At 40.2% G+C, this 26,544-nt stretch carries 24 protein-coding genes and 2 pseudogenes; 7 read left to right on the plus strand and 19 right to left on the minus strand.

Annotated features, from left to right (window positions below):
- Positions 1-68 precede the first annotated feature (68 nt).
- From purD to ACY3FQ_RS06130, 8 genes are all read right to left on the minus strand, one after another.
- A complete protein-coding gene (purD, locus tag ACY3FQ_RS06095) occupies positions 69-1,352 on the minus strand; it encodes a phosphoribosylamine--glycine ligase (protein ID WP_489773704.1) in 1,284 nt (427 codons plus the stop codon).
- 128 nt (positions 1,353-1,480) lie between these two features.
- Entirely contained in the window at positions 1,481-3,055 is a 1,575-nt protein-coding gene (purH, locus tag ACY3FQ_RS06100) for a bifunctional phosphoribosylaminoimidazolecarboxamide formyltransferase/IMP cyclohydrolase (RefSeq protein ID WP_489773705.1), read from the minus strand.
- Positions 3,056-3,145: 90 nt separating this feature from the next.
- The gene (gene fis / locus ACY3FQ_RS06105; RefSeq protein WP_001086304.1) at positions 3,146-3,415 is read right to left on the minus strand and encodes a DNA-binding transcriptional regulator Fis; all 270 of its coding nucleotides are present in this window, start codon (positions 3,413-3,415) and stop codon (positions 3,146-3,148) included.
- Positions 3,416-3,795: 380 nt separating this feature from the next.
- On the minus strand, positions 3,796-4,695 hold the full coding sequence (locus tag ACY3FQ_RS06110; protein WP_078425886.1) for an MJ0042-type zinc finger domain-containing protein: 900 nt from the start codon (positions 4,693-4,695) through the stop codon (positions 3,796-3,798).
- 18 nt (positions 4,696-4,713) lie between these two features.
- Positions 4,714-5,616, minus strand: coding sequence for a 50S ribosomal protein L11 methyltransferase (gene prmA, locus ACY3FQ_RS06115; RefSeq protein WP_184118251.1), 903 nt, complete (start codon positions 5,614-5,616; stop codon positions 4,714-4,716).
- Between the two features lie 114 nt (positions 5,617-5,730).
- On the minus strand, positions 5,731-6,612 hold the full coding sequence (locus ACY3FQ_RS06120) for a bile acid:sodium symporter family protein (protein WP_489773706.1): 882 nt from the start codon (positions 6,610-6,612) through the stop codon (positions 5,731-5,733).
- Positions 6,613-6,656: 44 nt separating this feature from the next.
- Entirely contained in the window at positions 6,657-7,544 is an 888-nt protein-coding gene (locus ACY3FQ_RS06125) for a bile acid:sodium symporter family protein (protein ID WP_489773707.1), read from the minus strand.
- 137 nt (positions 7,545-7,681) lie between these two features.
- Positions 7,682-8,032: a hypothetical protein gene (locus ACY3FQ_RS06130; protein ID WP_183175549.1), complete on the minus strand. Its 351-nt coding sequence runs from the start codon at positions 8,030-8,032 to the stop codon at positions 7,682-7,684.
- A 253-nt stretch (positions 8,033-8,285) separates the two neighbouring features.
- Here ACY3FQ_RS06130 and mnmG point away from each other — a divergent pair, with 253 nt between their 5' ends.
- A complete protein-coding gene (mnmG, locus tag ACY3FQ_RS06135) occupies positions 8,286-10,166 on the plus strand; it encodes a tRNA uridine-5-carboxymethylaminomethyl(34) synthesis enzyme MnmG (protein WP_489773708.1) in 1,881 nt (626 codons plus the stop codon).
- Between the two features lie 189 nt (positions 10,167-10,355).
- Here the strand turns inward: mnmG and ACY3FQ_RS06140 are convergent, their stop codons facing one another.
- Positions 10,356-12,239 (minus strand): tetratricopeptide repeat protein, encoded by a 1,884-nt coding sequence (locus tag ACY3FQ_RS06140; protein ID WP_489773709.1) that lies wholly within the window; start codon positions 12,237-12,239, stop codon positions 10,356-10,358.
- Positions 12,240-12,612: 373 nt separating this feature from the next.
- A complete protein-coding gene (locus ACY3FQ_RS06145) occupies positions 12,613-13,614 on the minus strand; it encodes a helix-turn-helix transcriptional regulator (protein WP_078425881.1) in 1,002 nt (333 codons plus the stop codon).
- Between the two features lie 239 nt (positions 13,615-13,853).
- Here ACY3FQ_RS06145 and ACY3FQ_RS06150 point away from each other — a divergent pair, with 239 nt between their 5' ends.
- The 5 genes from ACY3FQ_RS06150 to ACY3FQ_RS06170 are packed head-to-tail and all read left to right on the plus strand — an operon-like array spanning position 13,854 to position 18,039.
- Complete coding sequence (locus ACY3FQ_RS06150) at positions 13,854-15,404, plus strand: circularly permuted type 2 ATP-grasp protein (RefSeq protein ID WP_489773710.1); 1,551 nt, start codon at positions 13,854-13,856, stop codon at positions 15,402-15,404.
- A gap of 25 nt (positions 15,405-15,429) precedes the next feature.
- A complete protein-coding gene (locus tag ACY3FQ_RS06155; protein ID WP_004696419.1) occupies positions 15,430-16,032 on the plus strand; it encodes an alpha-E domain-containing protein in 603 nt (200 codons plus the stop codon).
- On the plus strand, positions 16,029-16,808 hold the full coding sequence (locus ACY3FQ_RS06160) for a transglutaminase family protein (RefSeq protein ID WP_489773711.1): 780 nt from the start codon (positions 16,029-16,031) through the stop codon (positions 16,806-16,808). Before ACY3FQ_RS06155 ends, ACY3FQ_RS06160 begins: the two co-directional genes overlap by 4 nt.
- A gap of 23 nt (positions 16,809-16,831) precedes the next feature.
- Positions 16,832-17,566, plus strand: coding sequence for a proteasome-type protease (locus ACY3FQ_RS06165; protein WP_004696423.1), 735 nt, complete (start codon positions 16,832-16,834; stop codon positions 17,564-17,566).
- 47 nt (positions 17,567-17,613) lie between these two features.
- Positions 17,614-18,039, plus strand: a complete 426-nt coding sequence (locus tag ACY3FQ_RS06170; RefSeq protein WP_062033618.1) for a BLUF domain-containing protein — start codon at positions 17,614-17,616, stop codon at positions 18,037-18,039.
- Positions 18,040-18,071: 32 nt separating this feature from the next.
- On the opposite strand, the gene alr is transcribed toward ACY3FQ_RS06170, so the two are convergent.
- The 7 genes and pseudogenes from alr to ACY3FQ_RS06205 all read right to left on the minus strand — a co-directional run.
- The gene (alr, locus tag ACY3FQ_RS06175; RefSeq protein ID WP_489773712.1) at positions 18,072-19,142 is read right to left on the minus strand and encodes an alanine racemase; all 1,071 of its coding nucleotides are present in this window, start codon (positions 19,140-19,142) and stop codon (positions 18,072-18,074) included.
- A 47-nt stretch (positions 19,143-19,189) separates the two neighbouring features.
- Entirely contained in the window at positions 19,190-20,635 is a 1,446-nt protein-coding gene (dnaB, locus tag ACY3FQ_RS06180; protein ID WP_004696432.1) for a replicative DNA helicase, read from the minus strand.
- Positions 20,636-20,907: 272 nt separating this feature from the next.
- Positions 20,908-21,354, minus strand: coding sequence for a 50S ribosomal protein L9 (gene rplI, locus ACY3FQ_RS06185; protein WP_004696433.1), 447 nt, complete (start codon positions 21,352-21,354; stop codon positions 20,908-20,910).
- Positions 21,355-21,363: 9 nt separating this feature from the next.
- On the minus strand, positions 21,364-21,591 hold the full coding sequence (gene rpsR / locus ACY3FQ_RS06190) for a 30S ribosomal protein S18 (RefSeq protein ID WP_004278792.1): 228 nt from the start codon (positions 21,589-21,591) through the stop codon (positions 21,364-21,366).
- Between the two features lie 11 nt (positions 21,592-21,602).
- The gene (rpsF, locus tag ACY3FQ_RS06195; RefSeq protein WP_004696436.1) at positions 21,603-21,989 is read right to left on the minus strand and encodes a 30S ribosomal protein S6; all 387 of its coding nucleotides are present in this window, start codon (positions 21,987-21,989) and stop codon (positions 21,603-21,605) included.
- A 144-nt stretch (positions 21,990-22,133) separates the two neighbouring features.
- A complete protein-coding gene (locus ACY3FQ_RS06200) occupies positions 22,134-22,889 on the minus strand; it encodes a DUF3142 domain-containing protein (RefSeq protein WP_184119021.1) in 756 nt (251 codons plus the stop codon).
- A 6-nt stretch (positions 22,890-22,895) separates the two neighbouring features.
- Positions 22,896-23,819, minus strand: a pseudogene (locus ACY3FQ_RS06205) (PA5441 family protein); the annotation flags it as partial.
- A 99-nt stretch (positions 23,820-23,918) separates the two neighbouring features.
- On the opposite strand from ACY3FQ_RS06205, the pseudogene ACY3FQ_RS06210 reads away from it, so the two are divergent.
- Positions 23,919-23,993 (plus strand): annotated as a pseudogene (locus ACY3FQ_RS06210) (hypothetical protein); the annotation flags it as partial.
- A gap of 42 nt (positions 23,994-24,035) precedes the next feature.
- Here ACY3FQ_RS06210 and chrA read toward each other — a convergent pair.
- Both chrA and ACY3FQ_RS06220 read right to left on the minus strand, forming a co-directional pair.
- The gene (gene chrA, locus ACY3FQ_RS06215) at positions 24,036-25,394 is read right to left on the minus strand and encodes a chromate efflux transporter (RefSeq protein WP_125275161.1); all 1,359 of its coding nucleotides are present in this window, start codon (positions 25,392-25,394) and stop codon (positions 24,036-24,038) included.
- 2 nt (positions 25,395-25,396) lie between these two features.
- Positions 25,397-26,317, minus strand: a complete 921-nt coding sequence (locus ACY3FQ_RS06220) for a chromate resistance protein ChrB domain-containing protein (protein WP_125275162.1) — start codon at positions 26,315-26,317, stop codon at positions 25,397-25,399.
- Positions 26,318-26,544: the final 227 nt, after the last annotated feature.

Consider the following 26,544-nt stretch of genomic DNA (forward strand, 5'->3'; position numbering starts at 1 on the left):
TAAAAAAATTCGCAGCGGTTTGCAATAAAAAAACCCGCATTTAGCGGGTTTTTAAAGTATGAATGTTTTTAAGCATTTTCACGCGCAATAGCACGATAACCAATATCTGTACGATATTGCATACCCGTAAATGTGACTTGACCACAAACTTCTAAAGCATTGATTTGCGCTTCAAGTACGGTATTGCCAAGAGCTGTGACACATAAAACACGACCACCCGCAGTCAAGATGTGACCGTCGGCACTCATTGTTGTGCCCGCATGGAAGATTTTTGTGTTTTCAGGAGATTGACCAAGACCAGAGATGACGTCACCTTGACGAACGGTTTCTGGGTAGCCTTCTGCAGCAAGAACAATACCAATTGATTTGCGTTCATCCCATTCAGCTTCTGCTGGAAGATTACCTGCAATACCAGCTTCAACCAGATCGACCAATGATGATTTTAAACGCATCATAATCGGCTGAGTTTCAGGGTCACCAAAACGACAGTTGAACTCGATCACTTTTGGTTGACCTTTGTCATCAATCATCAAGCCTGCGTATAAGAAACCTGTATAAATGTGACCGTCTTTTTTCATACCTTCAACGGTAGGACGCATCACTTCATTCATGGTTTTTTCAAATACATCTGCAGTCACCACAGGAGCAGGAGAGTAAGCACCCATACCACCCGTGTTTGGACCTTGGTCGCCTTCAAAAATACGCTTATGGTCTTGAGATGTTGCCATTGGTAAGATGTTGTCGCCATCAATCATACAAATGAAAGACGCTTCTTCACCAGCAAGGAATTCTTCGATCACAACACGAGAACCAGCATCACCAAACTTGTTGCCCGCCAACATGTCATCAATCGCATCAAAAGCTTCTTGATTAGTCATGGCTACAATTACGCCTTTACCCGCAGCAAGACCATCGGCCTTGATCACGATTGGCGCGCCATTTTTTTCAACAAATGCTTTCGCTGCATCGACTTCAGTAAATACATCGTAGAACGCAGTAGGAATGTTGTGGCGTTTTAAGAAGTGCTTAGCAAAGGCTTTTGAGCCTTCTAACTGGGCAGCAAATTGAGTTGGGCCCCAAATTTGAAGCTCTGCCGCGCGGCAAGCATCCACTACACCATTTACAAGCGGTGCTTCTGGACCCACAATAATCAAATCTACTGCATTATTTTTTGCAAAGTCGATAATTGCAGCATTGTCTAAAATGTTGAGTGCAACATTTTCACATTTGTTTTCTGTTGCAGTTCCTGCATTACCTGGTGCAACAAAAACTTTTGCAACTTTTTCATCTTGCGTGATTTTCCATGCCAATGCATGTTCACGACCGCCATTACCCAAAACTAAAATGTTCATCGGTTCATACTCCATGAATCGAAATGACATAAAGTCCTCAGCCTAAGAAGGAGAGGACTTTATGTAAGATTTAGAAATCTGTTTTAAACCACATGTATGACTTTGTCATTACGGTCTGCATCTATCACTTAGTGACGGAAGTGGCGCATGCCAGTGAAGACCATTGCAATACCTGCTTCATCTGCAGCAGCAATGGTTTCTTCATCACGCATAGAACCGCCTGGTTGGATAATACATTTAATGCCTGCTTTCGCTGCATTATCAATACCATCGCGGAATGGGAAGAATGCATCAGAGGCCATGACAGCACCTTCAACTACTAGGCCGGCATGTTCCGCTTTAATCGCAGCAATACGCGCTGAGTTAACACGGCTCATTTGACCTGCACCTACACCAATGGTTTGACGACCTTTAGCATAAACAATGGCATTTGATTTCACGTATTTCGCAACTTTCCATGCAAAAATTAAGTCATCAATTTCTGCATCAGTTGGTGCACGTTTAGTCACGACTTTTAAATCATCTTTGGTGATCATGCCTAAGTCTTGGTCTTGAACCAATAAACCGCCATTGACGCGTTTATAGTCAAGTTGTGGCGCACGCTCATCAAGTGCAGGTAATTCACCACAAACCAGAACACGTACATTTTTCTTCGCACCCGTGATTTCAAGTACGCCTTCAGCAATGCTTGGTGCAATGATCACTTCAACAAACTGACGGTCAACAATCGCTTGTGCAGTTGCAACGTCTAATTCACGGTTGAATGCAATGATGCCGCCGAAAGCTGATTCAGGATCTGTTGCATAAGCCAAGTCATATGCTGCTTGAATACCATCTAAAGATACAGCAACACCACATGGGTTTGCGTGTTTAACGATGACACAAGCAGGTTTTGCAAATGATTTGACACATTCAAGTGCGGCATCTGTATCTGCAATGTTGTTATAAGAAAGTTCTTTACCTTGCAGTTGTTTCGCTGTTGAAACAGAAGCTTCAGTTGCTGTGCTTTCTACATAAAATGCTGCTGATTGATGCGGGTTTTCACCATAACGCAAGTCTTGAGCTTTATTTAACTGTGTATTGAATGTACGTGCAAACTTGTCTGCTTGACCTTCTTCTTTGCCTACGCGAGCACCTAGGTAAGAAGCAATCATGCCATCATACTGTGCTGTATGTTCAAATGCTTTAACGGCTAAGTCAAAACGAGTTTCGTAAGACAAAGCACCATTTTCTTTTAGCTCAGCAACAACAGTGCCGTAGTCTGTAGCATTGACCACAATACCGACAGAAGCATGGTTTTTCGCAGCAGCACGCACCATGGTTGGGCCGCCGATGTCGATATTTTCAATCGCATCTGCAAGTGAGCAGTTTGGTTTAGCGACTGTTGCAGCAAATGGATAAAGGTTCACAACCACAAGATCGATCGCATCGATATTGTGTTCAGCCATCACAGCTTCGTCTAGACCGCGACGAGCTAAGATACCACCATGAATTTTCGGGTGTAGCGTTTTTACACGACCATCCATCATTTCTGGGAAACCCGTATGCTCTGAAACTTCGACTACAGCGATATTGTTGTCTTTTAACAACTTATATGTACCGCCAGTAGATAAAATTTCTACCCCTAGAGCAACAAGGTTTTGAGCGAACTCAACAATGCCAGTTTTATCGGAAACAGAGATTAAAGCGCGTTTAATGGTCATGATCTTCGTCACAGTTATCAAGAATTAAAACAAAAAGCCAAAAATAGCAGGTAAAAAAAATGCCCGCGGAAGCCGCAAGCATTTTATCATTTATTCACTCATTAAACCGTGAGCTTTTAACTTTTTACGTAAAGTTCCACGGTTAAGTCCTAGAATCTCCGCAGCACGTGTTTGGTTACCGCGGGTATATTCTAAAACTACAGATAGAAGAGGTTTCTCCATTTCTGCCAGCACCATGTCGTAGACCTGAGATGGTTGCTCGCCTTGCAGTTGTGCAAAATAGTGGCGAACTGCGCGATCTACGTGAATACGAAGAGCGACATCAGACTGTGCAGTAAAAATAGGAGATTTGCTATTCATGCGAAGTAATCCGAAAAATCTAAATATCACTTGGGTAAAGTGACATATATAAAGTGGTCTAAAATTAAAATGAACTTCGTTTTAGATCCTAAAACGACTAGTTCTAAAACTGTACATTTAGCATGCCACAATATCGCTAAGTTGGTCGAAATATAAGCGTAACAATAGTTAAATATTTGTTACCGACCTTTTTTAAACAAAAAAAACTGCTCAATACGCGATATTTCGATAACGCGCATTTTTGCTGATGTTCTATTTGTATTAAAAGACTGAGGAGATTGCAGCACTAAGCTTTTGTGGCGCGTATCATACCATTGTCTAAGAAAAAGTGAGCAAGAAAACTGCATTTTTTTTCACTTTTTTTACATTTTTTTTAAATTTTAGGGCTGGACTATTTCTAAACTGTAATGATTGAAGCTTTTACGGCTGACTGGCAGGCTAAATTTGAATTTGAACGGACTATTTTTAGGAATTCGTTTAATTCCAACCAGACTATCAATCAAATATTCATTTGCATGCAGTTGATAGGTTGAATCGACTTCACCATCAACTTTTAAAATGACCTTAAGATCTGGTAGCGGAAGACTGGTGTCATGATAGTTGATCAGTTCACCTGAAAATTGAGTTTTCTGTGCGTCTACACGTTTTACTTTTAATTTATTAATGCTGATCAGACTGTAACGTTCTTGTAGGCTGCTACAGTTCAGTACGAGACAAATTTTATTATAGGTTGCACCTAATGCGGGGCTGTTATTGAGGATATGTGGGTTAAACCATAAGTATTGGAAACACAATAAAGCCAATAAGCTGAAGTTAATCACACCCCAAAGCATATAGTACATCGGGCTTTTTTGCGGTTTCGCTGGATTGTTGTCTGCCAAATTCATGGCAGGATAGTTACCAATCGGGTCGGTACTAAAATAGTTTAAATTGTTTAAATAGGTTTTGAGGTCAATGTTGGAGTGCTCAACTTTTAGGTTGAAAATATCAAGCAAATTTGATGTCGACATTGAAAGCGCAGCAGATTGTGATAAATCAAAATGAATGCTGTCTACACGAGGAGAGGAAAATGCTGAATTTGAAGACATGCTCATGTCATTCTGATTCGACGATCTTTCCTCACCTGTGTCAAAAGTATGACCCGTGGTTAAATGCGAGAGCGCATTAAAGGTCATCGAACACTTTGGGCAACAAACCATACCTTGCGCAACAGTGAGTTGTGCAACACTTACTTTGTAGATGGTTAGGCATTTAGGGCAAGAGGTTTGTTTGTCGCTCATAGTGTATTAAGAGTTCATTTAAAGGGTGTGGCGTTTACCCGAAATTCGGCACCAGTTTTCATCACGTTTCTCGACCTCTAATATATCAAAAAACTCAGAATAAACACTAGAAACATCAGAAACTTGCTCTTCAATTACACCTGCAAGTGCGAACTCTCCCTCAGATTTGACCAAAGTTGCGAATTCAGGCGCTAACATCATGAGCGGGCCTGCCAAAATATTTGCAACAAAGACATCTGCTTTTTGGTCAGCAAGCTCTAAATTAAACTCGTCTGGTAAGCCGACATAAAGGTTCTCAGCCACGCCATTGAGCGCCGCATTTTGTTCAGTGGCTAAAATTGCTTGTGGATCAATATCTGTGGCATAGACTTTTTTTGCGCCTAGAAGTAGAGCTGCAACACCTAAAATACCTGAACCGCAACCATAGTCGATCACGATTTTATCTTTAACATCAGTTTTACCTAACCACTGCAGGCAAAGAAAAGTAGATGCATGGTTGCCCGTACCAAACGCTAAGCCTGGATCAAGTTTAATGTTCACTGCATCCGGTTCTGGTGCTTGCATCCATTCAGGAACGATCCAGTATTTGTCAGCAATTTGAATTGGTTCGTAGGCATCCATCCATGTGCGTTCCCATTCTTGGTCTTCAAGAAATTCGCTACGCATCGGTGCATCAGGCATTTGAGTGCGAATAAACGTTTCTAATGCATTGACATCAATTTCTTCGTCGTCTTCTTGCGCATAGATACCTGTCACAATGACTTTATTCCAAAGTGGCGTTTCACCTGGAAGTGGTTCAAGTAAGTCTTGGTTTTCTGCATCATCTAATGTGACACTGACTGCACCCAAAGATTCTAAAAGGGTTTCAGTAAAATCGACTTGCGCTTGATCAACCGTAATATGAATTTGTAGCCACTTCACAGGAATAACCTAATATTTATGTATAAATAAATATTGTAGCGGAACAGGGGGCAGTTCGACAGCATTCCTCAAAATAAAAAAGGATGCCGAAGCATCCTTAGATCTACACCTGTTCTAGGCTTGTTCTGTGCTGGTTTGAACCGATGGGGCATAACGGTTGAGTAATGTCCCAAAGATGGCAGCAAAGATATACATAAAAATAGAATAGACCGCTGCGGGCATGGCAATGGTGGTACTGGCCATCACGGTGAGTGCAATGGTCATGGCAAGGGTACTGTTATGAATGCCAATTTCAAAGGCACAGGCCCGAGCTTGAGCACTGTTGATCCCGAGTAGTCTCGGTACAAAATAACCAATCATTAAACTACAAATACAGAAAATGACTGTCGCTAAACCGACCTGAGTCAGATACTCCAGAATATGGGCGCCTTCTTTGGCTATTGCTCCAACAATGATTAAGACCAAAAATACAACAGAAAAAATACGCAATGGCTTATTCAGCTTCTTGGTAAAAGAAGGTGCATAGTGGCGAATCAACATACCAATACAGACGGGGATAAGAATAATCGAGAATACCTGCAAGATTTTACTAAACTGCATACTGACGTGTTGTCCATCCTGCATAAAGTACTGAATGGCAAAGTTGACAATTAGCGGCAAGGTAAACGCTGCAATAACGGAGTTAATGGCTGTTAATGTAATATTGAGCGCAATATCACCTTTAAACAAATAGCTAAATAAATTTGCAGTACTGCCACCAGGAGAAGCTGCTAATAGCATTAAGCCAACGGCAAGCAGTGGCGGTAAGTTGAGCACTTTGCAAATCACAAAGGCAATTCCAACAAGAAGTACCAACTGACAAAATAAAGCAACCAATACTGCTTTGGGGTGTTTGCTCACACGTGCAAAATCCTTCGGGGTTAACTCTAAGCCCAAGCCAATCATGATGATGGCAAGAGCTAGAGGTAACATAATAGTGATAATTCCTGAATCCATAGGTGTATATTCTCCTTAAAATTATATAAATCATGACCGTGAAATTATTCAGCTACGGTCTCTTTCTTCAAAAATAAACTGTCATTTCTTCGCGAGATTAATAGGCCTAATAACGCAGCAAATATAAACATGAAAATAGAATAAATACCGGCAGGAATGGCCATGGCGGTGTTGCCTAAGACGGACAGGGCAACCGTAATGGCAAGCGCGGTGTTGTGAATGGTGATCTCAAAGGAGCAGGTCAACGCTTGTTTTTCTGGAATATTGGCCAGATGTGGCACAAAAAAACCAATAAACATGCTACAGAAGCAGAATAAGGCTACGGCTGGCCCAATCTCAAACACATATTCAACAAAATTATGTCGCTCTAAGTACAGTGCGAGAAAAAAGATAAAAAGGAGACAGCTCGCAGACAAAATACGCATTGGGCGGTTTAATCTGTCGGCGAGTTTTGGGAAGTAATAACGTAAAAACATGCCCATGCTGACTGGAAGTAAAGTGATGAAAAAAACTTTCATCATTTTCATGGCGGGCATGTCAACGGGTTGTGATGTTTGTAGAAAGTACATCAGTGAAAAATTAATAATAAAAGGCAGGGTTAGTGTTGAAATGATGGAGTTCGTGGCTGTAAGAGTAATGTTGAGCGCAACATCACCTCTAAATAAATAAGTCAATAGGTTTGACGTTGGCCCACCAGGTGAGGCTGCAACGAGCATCAAACCAATCGCGAAACTAGGCGCTAAATTTAAAAACTGGCAAATGAGGAACGCAATCCCCACCAGTAGAACTAACTGTGAAAATAACGCGATGAAAATGACTTTGGGGTTTAGTGCGAGGCGATAAAAATCAGCTGGGCGTAGGTGTAAACCAAGACCCATCATCATTAATGCCAAAGTCAAAGGCAAAAAAACTGTAAACAATTCCGAATCCATGGAATACCTTTTTTATTCGTTTTTATCTTTTGTGTTTTTTGAGTGTATACAGAATTTAATAATTTACAAGGTAGAAAAAAGGGTAAAAAATGGACTATTTTTACCCTCAATACAGCATGAACTTTAAGTTATTTTGCTTACATTCTTGGTTTAGGTGCTACAAAACCAAGGGCACATTTGCCTTTGATTTCTTTACCTTCGATATTAATTGATGTCGATTTTGAGTCGCCTTGGCAAATGCTGGCTAACTCAGCTTCATCACCATGAATATTGGCATTTTTTGAGCTTGGGAAAAATTGAGGTTCACAGGTACCATTCCAAATAATGCCTCGATAGGCAAAACTAACTGCTGTTCCTTGTGACTTGCCTTTACAGACTTGTTGATAACGTTGACTATCATAGACCTTTTCAACTTTGTCGTTGGCTGATACAAAAGGCGAAAAAAATAAACCGCAGAGAATGGATGAAAAAAGAATCTTCTTATTCATAATGCTTACCTTTGGTTGTTGTATGATCAACCTATAGGATAAAAAATGATCAAATTAATACAAGGCTTTTCAGGTAACAAAACGCATCCTTTGTTGAGTTTTTGCTATTACTCTGCAAGTAAAATTACATAAACCTAGCGCTGGCGCAGTAAGTACAGCACCGTATATACAATAAATTCCACGGAATCTGTCAACTTACAATCGAAAATTTGCTATAATCTTTCGTTATCATTTTTTAATCTCCTTTACCACTATGCATTATCCTAAAGTTTACGATGTCATTGTTATCGGCGGCGGTCACGCAGGTACAGAAGCAGCATTGGCTGCGGCACGTATGGGGCGACAGACTTTACTCTTAACTCATAATATTGAGACTTTAGGGCAGATGAGCTGTAATCCAGCAATTGGTGGTATTGGTAAATCGCATTTGGTGCGTGAAATTGATGCCTTGGGCGGTGCAATGGCATTGGCTGCCGATAAAGGTGGTATTCAGTTCCGTATCCTAAACTCACGTAAAGGTGCAGCCGTTCGTGCAACACGTGCACAGGCAGACCGTATTCGCTATAAAGCCGCGATTCGTGACACTTTAGAAAACCAAGCAAATCTCGATATTTTCCAACAAGCCGCAGACGACTTGATTGTTGAGGGTGATACTGTAAAGGGTGTTGTGACCCAAACAGGTATCCGCTTTGATGCGAAAACAGTCGTGCTCACCGCAGGAACGTTCTTGGGTGGTGTAATCCACGTAGGGCTTGAAAAATCAAGCGGTGGCCGTGCAGGTGATCCACCTTCAATTTCACTGGCGCACCGTTTACGTGAATTGAATTTGCCTGTGGGTCGTTTAAAGACAGGTACGCCACCACGTATTGATGCGCGTTCAGTTGATTTTTCTGTGATGATTCCACAGCCGGGTGACTTCCCATCACCGACGATGTCATTCATGGGTGATGCATCTATGCACCCTGAACAAGTGAATTGTTATATCACACACACCAATGAAAAAACCCATGACATCATCCGCGGCGGTTTAGACCGTTCACCGATGTACACTGGAGTCATTGAAGGCGTGGGCCCACGTTACTGCCCATCCATTGAAGACAAAATTCACCGCTTTGCCGATAAAGACTCACACCAAGTATTTTTAGAGCCTGAAGGCCTAGATACACATGAGCTTTATCCAAATGGTATTTCAACTTCACTTCCGTTTGATGTGCAGTTTGAATTGGTTCGTTCAATTCGCGGGATGGAAAATGCGCACATTTTACGTCCGGGTTATGCCATCGAATACGATTATTTCAACCCGCAAGCATTGAAATTTACTTTAGAAACCAAAGCCATCAATAACTTGTACTTTGCTGGTCAAATCAATGGTACGACAGGTTATGAAGAGGCGGGTGCACAAGGCTTGCTTGCAGGCTTAAACGCTGCGCGTCGTGCGTGGGATCAAGAGCAATGGACACCAAAACGTGATGAAGCCTATATGGGCGTATTGGTGGATGACTTGATTACGCTCGGTACGAAAGAACCGTACCGTATGTTTACTTCACGTGCCGAATATCGTTTGATGCTACGTGAAGACAATGCGGATCAGCGTTTAACCCCAGTTGGCCGTGAAATGGGCTTGGTGGATGACGAACGTTGGGCAGCTTACTGCGAAAAAATGGAAGCAGTTGAACTGGAAACAGGTCGCTTACAACACCTTTGGGCAGCACCAAACAACCCAATGGGCAAAAAATTTGTTGAAACGACGGGTGCAGATTTATCGAAAGAGTGTTCTGCGATTGATTTGTTAAAACGTCCGAATATTTCATTTGCTCAAATTGCGGAGCTCACAGGTTCTGAAGTCTCTGCACAAGTGGGCGATCAAATTGAAATCGCGGTGAAATATGCAGGTTATATTAACCGTCAGCATGAAGACGTTGCGCAAATGAAGCGTTTGGAAGAAACTAAAATTCCTGCTGATTTTAATTATGATGTTGTTTCAGGCTTATCTCGTGAAATTACTTTAAAATTGAAAGATGTGCGTCCTGAGACATTAGCTCAAGCAAATCGTATTCCGGGGGTAACACCTGCAGCAGTGCAATTAATCATGATTACGATCCGTAAAAATGCACAAGCGAAAAAATCTGCTTAAGATTTTAAGTTGAAATAAAAAAACCCGCTTAGGCGGGTTTTTTTATTTATGATGCTTTTTTGGTTATTTCTTCTTTTTCTTTTAAGCGCTCGATAAGTTCCATGAACCATTGTTCGTTACGAATATTGTCTAAATCGCTATCACTTGATAAGTGTGTAATTGAAGGAATAGTGTTGTGCTTCTCTGCGATTAATAATTTTTCTTTAGTAAATTCCTTCTGGTTTTTAATTGAAAATGACAAGCAAAATTATAGGTTTCATAGGGATTAATTTCTAAAGCTTTTTCATATTGCTCAAATGCTTTGTTGAATAAGTTCTCATCATTTTTCAATTTTGCTAAAGAGGTAAGAGCAGTTCCATAATTACTTAGATTATTGGCATGGTCTGGTATAATTTTTAAAGCTTTTTCATATTGCTCAAATGCTTTGTTGAATAAGTTCTCATCATTTTTCAAATGGGCCAATCTTGAGAGAGCATTACCATAATTGCTTAAGTTATTTAGATGATCAGATTTAATATTTAAAGCTTTTTTATATTGTTCAAAAGCGCTTTCAAAAAGAAGTTCTTCTTTCTTTAATTTAGCCAAGTTTGAAAGAGCAATACCATAATTGCCTAAGTTATTTAAATGATCAGGTTGAATATTTAAAGATTTTTTATATTGTTCAAAAGCACTTTCAAAAAGCATTTCATCTTGCTTAATTCGAGCTAGATTAGAAAGAGCTAAAGCATAGTTACCAATATTATCTGCATTGTTTGGCTGGAGTTGAAAAGCTTTTTTATTTAAGTTAAATGCTTTTTTAAATAGGGATTGATCAGATTTAATATTTGCATAAACAGCTAAACTTAATGCGTAATTATGTATACATCCATAATGACGTGCTGATATTTCTAAAGCTTGATCATAAACTCTATGGCTTTCCTCAAATTTCTCTTGACTCTTCAAGTAGCGAGCCTGTTGGTCATATGCCCACATAATGTCATTAATTGCTTTTTCAGTAAGTCCCTTAGTAGAGTCTTTATTTTGATATTTATGTATGACAGAGGTATATAAGCTTTTATTTAAAGGCTTTTCAGCTTGTTCTTTTAGATATCCAGTCAGATTCTCAAGGATATCTAATCCATCTCCCAATGGGTAAGGTTGTATATTTTCAAGTTGTTGGTTTAAGAACCTATAAGGATTAGAAAAAAGTTCAGGTGGGAAGCAATCAAGTTCCTTTGCTAATTGAATTAAGAAATCATCTGCATAAGTATCGCCGATGTAATGTGTAAGATTATTATTTTTCTTTAGGAAGTTTTTAACTGAATCGGATTCAATGTCATCAATATTCTTTTTAGTACCTGTCCAAATCAAACGATGCTGTTCTGAATACTTTTCTTCAAGTAGTGGGAAAAAAGCATCAGCATTTCCACTGTAACCAATAAATAGGCTTGGGTTTGAGTTTAATGTTGCTGCAATAAATTCACCTAATTTTTCGGGATGTGTTTTGGTTTCCTCTTCTGTATTAAGTTGTACAAATCCAGTACCTTGCCCATGTAAATGTACGATGGATGGGTCATTTATAAGATGATACAGGTGTGGATTAGCTGTAGCAAAATCATAAATAGAAGGATGTAAACCAAGCATATTACATGCGCGGGATAAAATACTATCAAAATTAAAAGTTAAGACACGTTCAATGTATCCACTTTGCATAAGGCATGCTAAAGCGACATGCGCCCAATTGATTTTTTTATTGTCTATAATATGTGGCTTAAGCAATTCCCTGCGCTCAGATTTATCTAAAGCAGACATATACTTGCCGTAATTGTATTTGTCCTTTTCAGGGTCGAGATTTTTAACTTGGATTGGAAATTTTTCACATATTTCTTGAATTAGACCTGTTGCTGAAGGGACATCTGCTTTCACTGAGCAACCAGCACCTGTAAAGAATACGTAAGGCTTTTTATTTTCTTTGGCTTGTTTTAAAAGCTGTGCAACTTCTTGTACGTTAAAACTCATGTTCTTTAAGTTATTAAAATTGATGATTAATTTTATTATACGGTAAATTTCAAAAAGGTGAGCTATTTGTTTCAAGCTATCAGATTAATGTCTTATTTAATAGATCTGCTTTTTGTTTTGGCAGATATACAAAGCAAAAGAGTTGTTTAAGATAAAAACAGATAAAAATAGCCAATCATGTTATTTCACAAAAGTATCGCCGTCTTTTAAATTGATTTTACGTTCTTAACATGAGGTCAACACCATGACGATGAAATCGATCCGTTTTAACAGTGGAGAGCTTGCATGCCAATGCTAGTTTGTATCAATCACCAAAAAACAGCGCACTTATCTTGGTTTAGGGGAGGCATTAAACCAAGATGAGCAATGAAGACGACAAACCCAAGCAATTCAAAGATCTAATACCAAAAAAACTGTAAAGCTCCGAATACTTGGGGCTTTTTTTATTTTAGTCGGTGATGGTCTGATTAACTGCATCACGAACTTCTTTGGGTTCAATGTGACTAATTTTATGCCCAAAACTACGTAACCACCACACCAGTTGATTGGTAAAAGGTACGGTAGCATGAACCAAGATTTGCCCATTTCCAAGCGGTTCTAAAACCTGATTGGTACTGAGTTTGGTTTCTTCCAAATACAGCGCATCTATTTCAGTCATAGTCAGGGTAAGTGCAACGGTTTCTGTAGGTTTTGAAAAGTCTACACGGAAACCTAATGCACCCGATTCGATATATTCATCGATATCGAAATTGACTGGGTGTAAGGCACGAGTGTTTAAAACCGTCGCTGATTTGAAACGGTGCAGTGCAAAGGTCTGAATATCTGTTTTGTCGTGGCGCGTACAAATTAGATAAATAATTGCACCTTTTTGAACCAATGCCAGCGGGTTGAGGGTATAGGTTTTTGCTTCAGCCGCTTGGTTTAAGCCTTGATAAACGCATTCCAGCTGTTTGTCTTGGAGCAGTCCTTCATAGATGGCTTGCTGCGCTGTTTTCTCCACAATCGGGGGAATCAGCGGTTGTGTCGCAGGGACAATGCGTACACGGTTAATCCATTGGCGTACATTGTTTTGGGTAGAGAGGCTACGACGTGCTAAGTCAAACCATGGGTTCATTTCTTCAATTAAGCTGGGAGGAAGAAGATGTTTAAGGTGTTCTTCAACCATCATAAACGTCACCGCTTGAGAGCTGGTCATATGCGGTAAGCTTTGAATCGGAGCATCAGAACGCCAACGCCAACCTTGAGGCACAGCCCCATTGTTTTCAATCGGGAAGCGTTGAGAGATTTGGTTTAAATCACGTTGAATGGTTCGCAAAGTAATATCGATTCCTTCACGTTGTAAAATCTCTTGCAGCTCTCGAGTTCCCATCCATTTTCCAGTGGAAAGGCGAGACAAAATTTGCCATTGGCGATAGAGACTATTGGACGTTTCTTTTTCTTGTATAGACATAGTTTAATAAAATATAGGAGTCGAAATTACTTACTTGAATGTGAACACAATAAGAAAACTCATTCGTTTAAGCAAGCTTTGCTTGAAATTTTTCAGTTATATTTTTTGACACAACTTAATGCGAAATAGAATTGAAGCAATGTGTTTTTTATCGATTAATAAACAAAGCATCTTTAGAAATCCATGGCATAGATATTGCTACGTATGGGTTACATATCGATAACAATTGAGAGGTTTGTATGTTTAAAGAAGATAAAGATACAAATGTAAATACGATGTTGGACGGATATAAGCTTAACTCTCCTGTATTAAATCCGATTCACTCTCATGATCGTCTATCGAGCCAGTCTGTTGGATTGTTTCATCAAATGACCTCGAATTTCTTTAATGAAATGACAGATGACCAAGCGATGTCGGGTGAGGCTTGTGCGCGTATTGAGCACTGGTTGTCACAGCATAGTGTAGAAGAACTCGAAGAACTGAACCAAATTGCCAAACAGCATTTTTTATATGAAGGTATTACGTTTACTGTATATGGTGAATCTGAGGGTATTGAGCGCACCATTCCTTATGATTTAATTCCACGTGTGATCGCCAAACAACAATGGAATAAAATTTCTCTCGGCTCTGCACAACGTGTGCGAGCTTTAAATCTATTTTTACATGATATTTACCATCAACAAGACATTCTCAAAGCGAAAATTATTCCAGAACTGCAAGTTTTGACGCATGAAGCTTATCAACCGCATATGTATGAGCACCATTTAAAAGGTCAGATTTATAGCCAAATTAGTGGAATTGATATTATCCGTGATGGGCAGGGTGAGTTTTATGTACTTGAAGATAATTTAAGAACGCCGTCGGGCGTGTCTTATATGCTTGAAAGTCGTAAGATTAGTGAAAAACTCATGCCAGATTTGATGCAGAAGAACCATATTTTAGGCATAGAACAATACCCACAATTACTTAAACAAATCTTGGCTGAAAATGCTTATGTCGATCAGCCTTTCATCGTGGTGTTGACACCGGGGCGTTTTAATAGTGCCTATTATGAACATGCCTTTTTAGCCCGTGAAATGGATGTGCCTTTGGTGACATCGCGCGATTTGTTTGTAGAGCATGATAAAGTCTATGTCAAAACCATTCGTGGCCGTCAACGAGTAGATGTGATTTACCGACGTTTGGATGATGCTTATCTTGATCCGCTGTGCTTTATGCCGAATAGCACTTTAGGTGTCGCAGGGTTGATGTCAGCTTATCTGAGTCATAACGTGGTTATTGCGAATGCACCAGGCACAGGGGTTGCGGATGATAAATCGATTTATCCTTATGTCGACAAAATGATTCAGTTTTATTTAGGTGAAAAACCTATCTTAAAAAATGTTCCGACATATCAATGCCGTAACAAGCAAGACTTGGCTTATGTACTGGAGAACCTTGAGCAGTTAGTGGTCAAAGAGGCGCAAGGTTCGGGTGGGTATGGTATGCTGATTGGACCGCAAGCCTGTAAAAGTCAAATTGAGCAATTTAGAGATAACCTCATGGCGACGCCGCATTTATATATTGCCCAGCCCACTTTAGAGCTTTCAGTCAGTCCAACCATGACTGAATCGGGTGTTTCTGAGCGTCATATTGACCTTAGACCGTTTGTGCTCAGTTCACCGTATCGTACCGAAATTGTCCCTGGCGGTTTAACACGTGTTGCGATGAAAGAAGGTTCGTTGGTGGTCAACTCATCCCAAGGAGGAGGAATTAAAGACACTTGGGTCGTGGAAAACTTACATTCATAAAATAAACAAATATGAGGGTAGAACTATGATTTTATTAAGCACCAATGCTGAAAATATTTTTTGGTTAGGGCGTTATTTAACACGTACTCAATATTTGTGTGCTCAGTTTCCTTTTACCCAAGACCAGCCTGCAATGGATTATGCGCATGCATTTTGTTTGCCTGCTTTTGATGCGTGCTCACTGAATGAGCTGATTTTAAACCCAAATAATCCTGCTTCATTTAACCAGCAATTTCAAAGCGCTAAGAGTAATGTACAAGACTTGCGCGGGATTTTATCTGCAAAGGCCTACGCGGAACTGAATCAATTTATCAAAAATGCCACTGAAAACACCGCCTATATTTGTGATGTGGTTGGAGAGTGTCAGGATGTACTTGAGTCTGAAGCCAGTGATGTCTTTTTATTCTTTAGTTTGGGGCAAATGATTGAGCAGCTTGACCGTCAAATTCGCCTAAAACAAGATGCACAAAATACTTTAGTTGAAATAGAAAACATCGTCATCTTGTTAAAAGAAATGGGCTGGCTAAATTTGGCACAAGCTTGGCTAGAGCTCAAATCGCAACCTGATGCGATGAATTTTTATCATTTTAGTGATTATATTCAACAATTGTTTGAGGTTGATGTATGAAACTTATGATCAATCATCAAACGCATTATCAATATAGTGAATTGGCGCTGAATAGCATTCAATATATCAAAATGACACCTACGAATAATTCACACCAAAAGGTATGTCACTGGCATGTGAGTGTGCCAGGAGAGCGAGAAGAAAAACGGGATGCCTTCCAAAATATTTGGATTACCAGTTCGCAACGTGAAGCGTATCAACAGCTGACCATAATGGCACAGGGCATTGTTGAAATTAATAGCTTGGCAGAACATGGCATCCAAGATCGTCTGAATCCCAATTTATTTTTACAACCGACGCCCAATACTCAGTGCAATGCCGAAATGAAGGCATTTGCACATCAGTATGTGCCTGAGCTGAATCGGGAAAATTTGATGAAACTGTCAGAAGCAGTTTTAGCGCATATTCCTTATGTACCTGCTGAAACCTCGGTACTCACTTCGGCAATCGATGCATTCAATGGGCAGCAAGGCGTATGTCAGGACCATAGTCATGTTTTTATTGCCATGTGTAAGCATCTTGGCTTACCGGTACGTTATGTATCGGGGTATTTGCATGTGCCTGAAACTTCACACCTCGCCAGTCACGCGTGGGCCGAGGTGTATATTGATGATGCATGGTATTGTTTTGATACCAGTAATCAATTGTTCAAACCACAGTCACATATCTATGTAGCTATTGGGCGCGATTATTGGGATGTGGCTCCCGTTCGTGGCGTACGTGAAAAAGGTGGGGTGGAATCGATGCATTCCACGGTACAAGTTTTAAGTTGTTAAGGTTTAGCTGAAAAGGATGTTCTATGACCTATTGTTGTGCACTTCGTCTGCAAGATGGTTTGGTTTTTATAAGTGATACGCGTACGAATGCAGGTGTAGACCATATATCCGTGTTTAGGAAGCTGTATACATTTGGTGTAGAGGGTGAACGCTTTATTGCGATTCAAACCTCAGGAAACTTAGCAACGACCCAAGCGGTGATTGGGCATTTAAAAAATCATCTGGAGTTAAGCCAAGAACCGAATTTATATAGTGTCAATACCATGTTCGAAGCGGCTGAGTTGGTCGGGCATACTTTGAAAAAAGTCTTGGCGGATATGGCACCAGACACGCAAGAACAAAGTAATTACTACTGTAGCTTATTGGTCGGTGGCCAAATTAAAGGGGCAGAAATGCAACTTTATAATATTTATCCGCAGGGGAATTTTATTTGTGCGACCAAAGATACGCCGTATTTTCAAATTGGTGAAAGTAAATATGGCAAGCCGATTCTAGATCGTGCATTACGGTATGACATGCCCTTAGATGAAGCAGTGAAGTGTAGTTTGATTTCTTTTGATTCAACCTTACGTTCCAATGTTTCTGTAGGTTTGCCCTTAGATGCTTTGGTGTATACAAGAGATAGTTTACATATTCCAGTGGGTAAGCGGATTGATGAAGAAGATCCGTATTTTTCAAGCATCAGTAAGCAATGGTCGGATACCTTAAGAAAAGGATTGCAAGAATTGGCAAAGCCGACGGATGACTATTTAGTATAAATGTGGTAAATGCTAAAAATAATGAAATCAATAAATTGGGGAAGTCTATGCGGCAAATTTGCTATGCAAGTACTTCAACGTCGGATCACGTACAGCTTCTTCAAGATGTTCGAGACATTTTAAGCGAAGCACGTGATTTTAATGCAATACATAATATTTCAGGCGTTCTTTATTATGCAGATCAGCATTATTTCCAGTGCTTAGAAGGGGATGAAGCTGCTTTAGAATTATTAATGTCGAAATTATTGAAAGACCATAGACATAAAGATATCAAAGTCTTTGAGGCGAAAACCATTCACGCGGCACATTTTAGAGCTTGGGGCATGAAGTATGTGCAACGTATGAGTAGCGTACATACCAAAATGCGTGAGATGGGTTTTGCAACATTTGAACCGCAGAGTATGAGTCAGCAACAAATTGATCAGTTGTTACAAGACCTTTACGATGCCCAGCCCGATGAGAGTTTGTGTTGAAAAAAGCCCAAGTAGAATTTGGGCTTTTATGGCTAGATTTGCTTACGTGTAGGGCGATTGCTTAACCGGCAAAGTAGCTCATAACCAATAGTTCCATTGGCTTCCGCAACATCGTCAACTAAGCGGTTTTCACCCCAGAGCTCAACCTTTGTACCGAGTTTGGCGTTTAAACCCGTCACATCGATCGCAATCATGTCCATCGCAACTCGGCCCACAACAGCTACTGCTTGACCATTTATAGCAACATAGTTTTGTTTTGGAAATGCACGTGGATAGCCATCACCATAACCAATCGAAACAATCGCCAGTTCAGTTTCTTGGTTTGCGACAAAATGTGAACCATAGCCGACACCTTCACCTGCTTGAATGGTATTTAATGCAATAATTTCCGCAGTGAAGGTCATAACTGGCTTTAAGTCCAAGTCATGTGCATTTTTATCGGCAAAAGGTGATGCACCGTAAAGCATGATGCCGGGACGAACAAAATCAAAATTAAGTTCAGGCCATTTAAATATAGCAGCTGAGTTACAACATGAGGCTAGGATGGGTGAACAGGCTTCTTTGATGTGTAGGAATTGCGCACGTTGCTGCTCATTGAGTGGGTGATCCGCATCGGCGTTGGCAAAGTGCATTGCCAGGACACATGTAAAGCCTTCTGCTTTTAAAGTGTTGATAACATCAATGATTTCAGCAGCTTTAAAGCCTAAACGGTTCATACCGCTATTGAGTTTGACCCATACTTTAAGCTTTTGTGCGATATACGCGGTTTTATGTGCGATTAACCAATCGACTTGTTGCTGCCGATGAACCACACACTCGATATTTTGCTCAATGACGGTTGGCATTTCATCTGCTGAGAAAACACCTTCAATCAGGGTAATCGGCTGTTTAAAGCCGAGTTCACGAATCTCTAGTGCTTCTTCTAAACAGGCGACGCCAAAGGCATCGGTTTCACTTAAGGCTGCTAAACAGTCTTTGACTCCGTGTCCATAAGCATTGGCTTTGACCATGCTGACGATTTTCGCGTTTGGGGCAAGTTGTTTGACACGGTTTAAATTATATTGCAGCGCTTGGCTATCAATATAAACTGTTGCTTGACGCACCCTAATTACTCCTACAGGGTCATGGAAAGGCGACGATGAGGCTTTAATTATTCCTCATCATCGTACTGAGCATAAAACTCAGGGGATAAGTTACTAAAGCGGGTATATTGGCCTTCAAAAGCAAGTCGAACGGTACCAATAGGACCGTTACGCTGTTTACCAATAATAATTTCAGCGGTGCCCGCTTCTTTAGACTCTTTGTTATAGACCTCGTCACGGTAAATAAACATGATTAAGTCGGCGTCCTGCTCGATCGCACCCGATTCACGTAAGTCTGACATCACGGGACGTTTGTTTGGACGGTTCTCGAGGGAACGGTTAAGCTGCGATAGTGCAATCACAGGGCACATCATTTCCTTGGCAAGAGCTTTTAAGCTTCGTGAAATTTCCGAAATCTCACCTACACGGTTATCACCCATGCCTGGTACTTTCATCAGCTGTAAGTAATCGACCATGATGCAGCCGAGTTTACCATCGTGCTGTTTGGCAATACGACGTGCGCGAGCACGAACTTCTGTAGGTGGAAGAGCAGAAGAGTCATCGATATAGAGCTTTTTCTCTTGCAGTTGCAAAATGGTGCCCGTAACTTTTGACCATTCATCGCCATCGAGTTTACCCGAACGTAAATGGCCCTGATGGACTTTCCCGTAAGAGGAGATCAAACGCATAGCGATGGAGTCGGCTGGCATCTCCATGGAGTAAACCAAGGCAGGTAGGTCATTATTAAACAGCACGCTTTCAACCAAATTCATGGCAAAGGTGGTTTTACCCATCGATGGACGCGCTGCAACAATAATCAAATCACCTGCTTGCATGCCCGAGGTTTTATTGTCGAGTTCAAGAAAGCCTGTGGTTAAGCCTGTAATGCTGCCTTCCATTTGTGATAATTCATTTAGCTTATCAAAGACATCGGCCACAACTGTATTGATGGCTTTAGGCCCTTGAGCTTTGGCGTTGTTATTGTGTTGTTCTGCCAAAGAGAAAATATTGGTTTCGGCCAAATCTAAAATTTCACTGACGTTACGACCTTTGGTGTCATAGGCATTTTGTAAAATTTCAGAGCTGACCTTAATCATACTGCGCAAAGTCGAAAATTCTTTGATCTTAGTAGCATAAGTTTCCATGTTATAGAAACTAGACGGGGAGTCTGCCATCAATTGCATCAGGTACTCTTCACCACCAACCGCATCGAGTAGGTTTTGTGTGGTGAGCCAGTCATGAACTAAAACCGCATCATAGGGTGAGCTGTCTTTGGAGAGTTGCGCAATGGCGCGAAAAATATATTTATGGCGCGTCGCATAAAAGTCATTTTCAGTCAGTACATCGCCAACTTGTTCAAAGGATTCAGCAACCGTCATTAAAGCGGCAAGTACAGCTTGTTCCAATGCTAAGTTATGCGGAGGTGTACGGAATTCTTTCAGTTGCCCTGACTCATTTGGTTTATTGTCTTGTTTCGATGAGCTCTTTTGAGCAGTGGCATTCGCCTGTGACATATAACGCCCTGATTTTTAATACAGTAAGAGGGATAACTTAAGATAAATTTCACTGTAAATTTGGAAAAAATTACAGCCATTTAACTGTATGCACTTTATCAAAAAATGCAGCTGCTGTGTGCTGAATTCAAGGCTTATGGATAAAACCCATAATATTCAAATTTGGCATTTTGAGGGGCAGGCTGATGAAGTTTTAAGCTGAGCGAAGAAACTACTTTTTCATAGAGATAAAAAAAGAGCATGCAAAAGCATGCTCTTTTTTTTGCAAGAAATTACTCAGATACGATAGTAACGAGAACTTCAGCAACAACATCATGGTGCAATTGGATTGCGATGTTGAATTCGCCAGTGTGACGAAGTGCACCGTTCGGTAAACGAACTTCTGCACGGTCAACTTCAAGACCAGCATTTGTTAACGCGTCAGCGATATCACGAGTACCGATAGAACCGAATAGTTTACCTTCGTCACCAGCTTTCGCAGTGATTACGATGTTAACTTCGTCTAATTGGCTAGCACGTGCTTGAGCAGCAGCTAAAACATCAGCTTCAGCTTTCTCAAGTTCAGCGCGACGAGCTTCAAAAGCAGCAGTGTTAGCTTCAGTAGCAGCTACTGCTTGACCTTGAGGGATAAGGTAGTTGCGGCCGTAACCAGCTTTAACTGAAACTTTATCGCCTAATTTACCAAGGTTTTTAATGCGTTGTAATAAGATAATATCCACAGCTCAACCTCACTTATGATTGTCAGTGTAAGGGATCAAAGACAAGTAGCGAGCTTGTTTAATAGCAAGCGCTAATTGACGTTGGTAACGAGCTTTAGTACCTGTAATACGGCTAGGAACAATCTTGCCGTTTTCAGTGATGTACTGTTTTAAAGTGTCGATATCTTTGTAGTCGATGTACGTAACGTTCTCAGCTGTAAAGCGGCAGAACTTGCGACGACGGTAAAAACGTGCCATTGATGTTCTCCTTATGCTTCAGCAGAGTCTTGAGCTTGTTGTGCTTCTTCACGTTGAGCTTTACGCGCACGTTTTTCTTCAGCACTCTTAGCCAATAGTGACTCTTCAGTGATAGCGTTCTCACGACGGATGATAAGGCTACGAATAATTGCATCGTTGTAACGGAACAATTCTTCTAACTCATCAAGAGTAGTTTGACCACACTCAACATTCATAAGAATGTAGTGAGCTTTGTGGATCTTGTTAATTGGGTAAGCCAATTGACGACGGCCCCAGTCTTCAAGACGGTGAATTTGACCTTCAGCTTCTTTGATGTGAGTTAGGTAGCGTTCTACCATACCAACGACTTGATCGCTTTGATCAGGGTGTACTAAAAGTACGATTTCGTAATGACGCATTGTCAGCTCCTTACGGTTTAAACAGCCCCTAACAAAAAAGTTGTTAGAAGCAAGGAGTCACAACCAAGGTTGTGTCGCATTAGATGCGAAGGGGGAATTTTAGAGACTTTGCTCGCCAAATTCAAGAACTTCTCTTAAAAAGCCCTAATTATTTTGAGGTTTTGAGCGTAAAAGGAAGACAACATAGCCTTTAAAGTTTGTATCATTTTCAAGCTTTGGCTGTCTATGCCACTGACCGTGTTGAACAATGCCAATTTTGTAAGGCAGTTTCAGTGCTGAAACTTTTTTTAGATAAGCTGCATAGTTGGGTATGGTGGTTGAACCTTGATAGGTTTGAATGACCAACTCATCGATGGTGTTATTCAGGAGGTTTAAAGTCTCTTGGTTTGTCACATTGGTCCAGTCCATTAAACCCGTGATACTGAGTTGATAGTGCTGCGGTAATTGTTTTCTTAATTGACTTAAGAATAGGGCATATTGGTGGATATGTCTGGTTTTGGCATCGAAATCAATTTGTATGCCTTGAATATGATTCCCTGCATTTTCCCATTGCTGAACGCGTTTTAAAATTTGTGTAAGCTCTTGGCCTTGCCAGTCTAAATGATAATTACGAAAAACCAGCCACACCTTTTGCTGAGGAATTGTTAAGACGCTTACGCCTTGCGGTATGAGCTTAGAGTGATGTGTTTGGGAATCTAAACGGATTTCACCTTGTAAAATATAAAGTTCTTTAGCCGCATTTAGGTAAGGGGCAGATGAAATATTGCCCCAAATCCAAAATGCATCATAGTCTTCGGCATTTACCTGACCAGATGTTGAAGCTGACTGACTCGGCTGACAAGCCATGATGCTGAGCATACAGATCAGCGTCATAACAACGGAAAAAATCTGCTTCAACATATAGTCTTACCAGTAATACTTTAAAGATTGTGCCCAAGAGGTACTTGGATAGTCGCGTTTAATGTGGTCGAACCATTGTTTTCGGGTGGATTTTTCAACTTCTGCATCCTGACAGTCATTCATCCCGCTTGGTGAATAACACATGATTGAGCGATAAAGCGCATAAGCTTTTAAATCGGGTACAGAACTGGATTTGATGATGTCTTTATACACTTGACCACGGGCAAAAATTGCACCTTGAAAGCTGGAAGTTTCTTTTTCTAAAGCGGTGACATAGCTTATGTTGTAGCCTTGAGTCGAGCGTGCATATTCGCCCAAACAAAGTCGGAGCTTTAAATCTTGAGGTGAATTTTCAAGTTTTTGAGTCAGACTGAATAAGTCAGGGCATTGAATCTGTGGCGTGATTTTTGTTCCTGCCCAAATGAAATCACTGAAAGGCGGTTGATTTTTATAGTTTTGATATGTTTCTGAGTCATATTTATGCTTCGCGGCATCTTGTGGTAGTAGTACAAAGGCTTGATTAAACAGTTTAAAGTTTTGATGTACCAATGACTTTTGCAAAGTTTTATACAAAGCTAAATTTTTTTGATCTGTTCTTGATGCTTTGCTCTGTACAATTTGCATTAAGCTTTTTTCATTGGCTTCATTTTCAATAAAGCTTTTTTGCAATGAAGCTTGTTTGATTTTAGCATTTGAACCGATGAATACGTTTGCACTTTGCTGTTGAGCATAATGTGGATACAACATCAGCTCAAATAAGCCACGTTGTTCAACTTCTTTCGAGTGACTAAGCCAACCTTCCCAGTATTGCTGTGCATTTTGAGTTTGTCCGAGTTTTTCTAAAATACGACCTTTTAACAATATTTGACTGAGTTGAAGGTGGCTATCAATTGAATTAGAGGAATGTTCTGGCAATGACACCAAATGAGTTTTACTATGATCAGCTACCCCAACAAAACAAGGTGGCTTAACTAGAGCGGAATATCACTTATAAATACGCTTTTAGTTGTTCAAACAAGTGGGACCACCTCTAGTCCTATCAGTGATTTTTACCAGATTCCATCGAATCGTGTGGTAGAGATCGGTAGTCAAATAGAAATATAAAGATATAAAAAACAGTCGAAGCTTATACTTCGACTGTTTAAATTACATAGAAAGAAAGTTAAAGCAAATTAAACCAATTAATGCAGAAGCTGCAAGGACGTACATCACTTTGAGCTGGAAATGAAATAAGCCAACCAAAGCTACAAGTGCAATTAACGCAGCAACAATATCGAAAGAGCCGTTAAATCCTGTTGGCCAAAGTACATGATAAGCAAAAAATAGGGCAAGGTTAAGAATCACACCAACAACTGCGGCTGTAATAGCCGTTAACGGAGCTGTAAATTTGAGCTCATTATGTGTTGATTCGATAATTGGTGCACCAGCTAAAATAAAAACAAAGGAAAACAGGAAAGTAAACCAAGTGACTATGCTTGCTCCAATGGTGCCCGCCAAGAATAAATGATCTGAGCCTAAGAGTGCTTGATTGAATGCTCCTAAAAAGCCAACAAATGCGACCACCATAATTAAAGGGCCGGGCGTGCTTTCACCTAGAGCTAAGCCATCTATCATTTGAGTCGGACTTAACCAACCGTAATAGCTTACAGCACCCTGATAAACATAAGGCAATACTGCATAGGCACCACCAAAGGTGAGCAGGGCTGATTTCGTAAAGAACCAAGCCATTTGGGTGTAAGTATGATCCCACCCCAGCGTTAAGCTTAGGCTCAGGATTGGAATAAACCACAGTAGACCACCAATTAGCAGAATACTGCCCAATCGTTTCCAGCTAAAGATCGCATGTTCAGGTGTAGGAGTATCATCATCAATTAAAGCACGACCATAATCTTTTTTACTCTGCTGGTGTGCGTTTCCACTAGAAAATAGGCTTGGATATTTTTTACTGGTTAGATAACCAATGATTGCGGCAGAGAGCACAATTAAAGGAAAGGGTAAGTTGAAGAAAAATATAGCAATAAATGAAAGGGCTGCAATCAGCCATAAAAATTTATTTTTAAGTGATCGACTGCCGATTCGATGTGTTGCATGAAAAACAATGGCAACAACAGCAGGTTTAATACCGTAAAAGAGCCCTGCAATAATGGGTACATCACCAAATTTTACATAAACCCATGAAAGACCAATTAAAATAAATAGTGAGGGTAGTACAAAAAGAATCCCTGCAACTAAACCACCGACGGTTCTATGCATTAACCAACCGATATAAGTTGCTAATTGTTGTGCTTCAGGACCCGGTAAGAGCATACAATAGTTCAGTGCATGCAAAAATCGCTTCTCTGAAATCCACCGCTTTTGTTCAACCAGTTCTTGGTGCATGACCGCAATTTGACCTGCGGGCCCCCCAAAACTAATGAACCCCAATTTAAGCCAGAATAGGAATGCTTGCCAAAATGAAACTGACTGTATCTCTTGTTCTGGTTGTATAACAAGTTCTTGTTCCATGATTATTCTCTTGATAGGTTGGCATATAAGCCATCGAAAATGTGATTCGATAATGCAAATAATTGGTCATCGTCACTTATCTGACTTCGAATTCCTTGAATAACTTTTTCAATACCGATCGCTTCTGGAGGCTCAATTCCTCCTACATCAAGGTAATGAACAATTTCAGCGATTTTCTTTAATGCGGGTGTTTCTAGATCAAAACTATGTAAAAGAACTTCGAAGGTCACCCAATGATTGACATGACTGAAAGTTGCATCATCAAAATCGAATCCAAATGCATCTTCGGGGCAATCAGTTGGGGTTTCTAACCAAATGAATGTTGGTGAGGTATCTATAAAAGTTTTGATTAGCCATGCAGAGGCTAGACGATCAATCCAAGGTCTTTTACGTGTTGCCCAAATTCTGTTTTGATAATTACCTTTATCCAGATGTTGAATATGAGCTTGTATAGCTTTAGGTTCATTGACTTCACCGAGACGTGCAATAGTGAGTTCCAATAAGGAAAGTTCATTAAGAACCTGTACTTGAGTCTCATCTGGATAATAGTCAATGTCTACAAGTGCATCGATGCTTTTTCTTAATTTACGAATCTGTTTGAGTAGTTCTTTCTTATCATCTTTAGTTTGACGATCTCTTATTTCCGTGAGTTGTTTATAGAGGGTTTCGTACTCTTCTTTTCGACTGAAAATAGGTGCGAGTTCAAGATTTAAAGGTGGCTCTGCGTAAAACATATAAGCAGTTCCTTGTTCAGAAACAACATCATTAGCAATAGAGGTAAACTTCTCACTATGATTAATAGGGAGTATGTAGACCCCATCTCTAAGGGTCGCGGCACCACTTGCTTTCAAAGATCGCCAGACTCTCATCCGAGTGCTTGTGTTCTGTGTAGGCAGAGATGTTATGAGTAAAGAAATAGACATGTAGTATACTCAACATATTTGTAGAATATATTACTAACAAATTTTTAAACTTCAAAGACGAATAAATGATTTCCTATAGTAGGAAAAATATTAAGAAAATATTTATCCAGATTTCTAGGATTTATAGATGTTGAGCATAAAATTGATTTTGTTTAATTAACGAATGGCTTTGTTGCACAAACCTATCTGTAAAGGGTTTTTCAGCGATATAATTTTCAAATGAAGAG

This window comes from Acinetobacter sp. AB03, assembly GCF_058107045.1.

Coding starts and splice junctions, on each gene's coding strand:
- purD (WP_489773704.1), bottom strand. CDS start 1,352: ATGAACATTTTAGTTTTGGGTAATGGCGGTCGTGAACATGCATTGGCA.
- purH (WP_489773705.1), bottom strand. CDS start 3,055: ATGACCATTAAACGCGCTTTAATCTCTGTTTCCGATAAAACTGGCATT.
- fis (WP_001086304.1), bottom strand. CDS start 3,415: ATGAATAGCAAATCTCCTATTTTTACTGCACAGTCTGATGTCGCTCTT.
- ACY3FQ_RS06110 (WP_078425886.1), bottom strand. CDS start 4,695: ATGAGCGACAAACAAACCTCTTGCCCTAAATGCCTAACCATCTACAAA.
- ACY3FQ_RS06120 (WP_489773706.1), bottom strand. CDS start 6,612: ATGGATTCAGGAATTATCACTATTATGTTACCTCTAGCTCTTGCCATC.
- ACY3FQ_RS06125 (WP_489773707.1), bottom strand. CDS start 7,544: ATGGATTCGGAATTGTTTACAGTTTTTTTGCCTTTGACTTTGGCATTA.
- ACY3FQ_RS06130 (WP_183175549.1), bottom strand. CDS start 8,032: ATGAATAAGAAGATTCTTTTTTCATCCATTCTCTGCGGTTTATTTTTT.
- mnmG (WP_489773708.1), top strand. CDS start 8,286: ATGCATTATCCTAAAGTTTACGATGTCATTGTTATCGGCGGCGGTCAC.
- ACY3FQ_RS06145 (WP_078425881.1), bottom strand. CDS start 13,614: ATGTCTATACAAGAAAAAGAAACGTCCAATAGTCTCTATCGCCAATGG.
- ACY3FQ_RS06150 (WP_489773710.1), top strand. CDS start 13,854: ATGTTTAAAGAAGATAAAGATACAAATGTAAATACGATGTTGGACGGA.
- ACY3FQ_RS06155 (WP_004696419.1), top strand. CDS start 15,430: ATGATTTTATTAAGCACCAATGCTGAAAATATTTTTTGGTTAGGGCGT.
- ACY3FQ_RS06160 (WP_489773711.1), top strand. CDS start 16,029: ATGAAACTTATGATCAATCATCAAACGCATTATCAATATAGTGAATTG.
- ACY3FQ_RS06165 (WP_004696423.1), top strand. CDS start 16,832: ATGACCTATTGTTGTGCACTTCGTCTGCAAGATGGTTTGGTTTTTATA.
- ACY3FQ_RS06170 (WP_062033618.1), top strand. CDS start 17,614: ATGCGGCAAATTTGCTATGCAAGTACTTCAACGTCGGATCACGTACAG.
- dnaB (WP_004696432.1), bottom strand. CDS start 20,635: ATGTCACAGGCGAATGCCACTGCTCAAAAGAGCTCATCGAAACAAGAC.
- rpsR (WP_004278792.1), bottom strand. CDS start 21,591: ATGGCACGTTTTTACCGTCGTCGCAAGTTCTGCCGCTTTACAGCTGAG.
- rpsF (WP_004696436.1), bottom strand. CDS start 21,989: ATGCGTCATTACGAAATCGTACTTTTAGTACACCCTGATCAAAGCGAT.
- ACY3FQ_RS06200 (WP_184119021.1), bottom strand. CDS start 22,889: ATGTTGAAGCAGATTTTTTCCGTTGTTATGACGCTGATCTGTATGCTC.
- chrA (WP_125275161.1), bottom strand. CDS start 25,394: ATGGAACAAGAACTTGTTATACAACCAGAACAAGAGATACAGTCAGTT.
- ACY3FQ_RS06220 (WP_125275162.1), bottom strand. CDS start 26,317: ATGTCTATTTCTTTACTCATAACATCTCTGCCTACACAGAACACAAGC.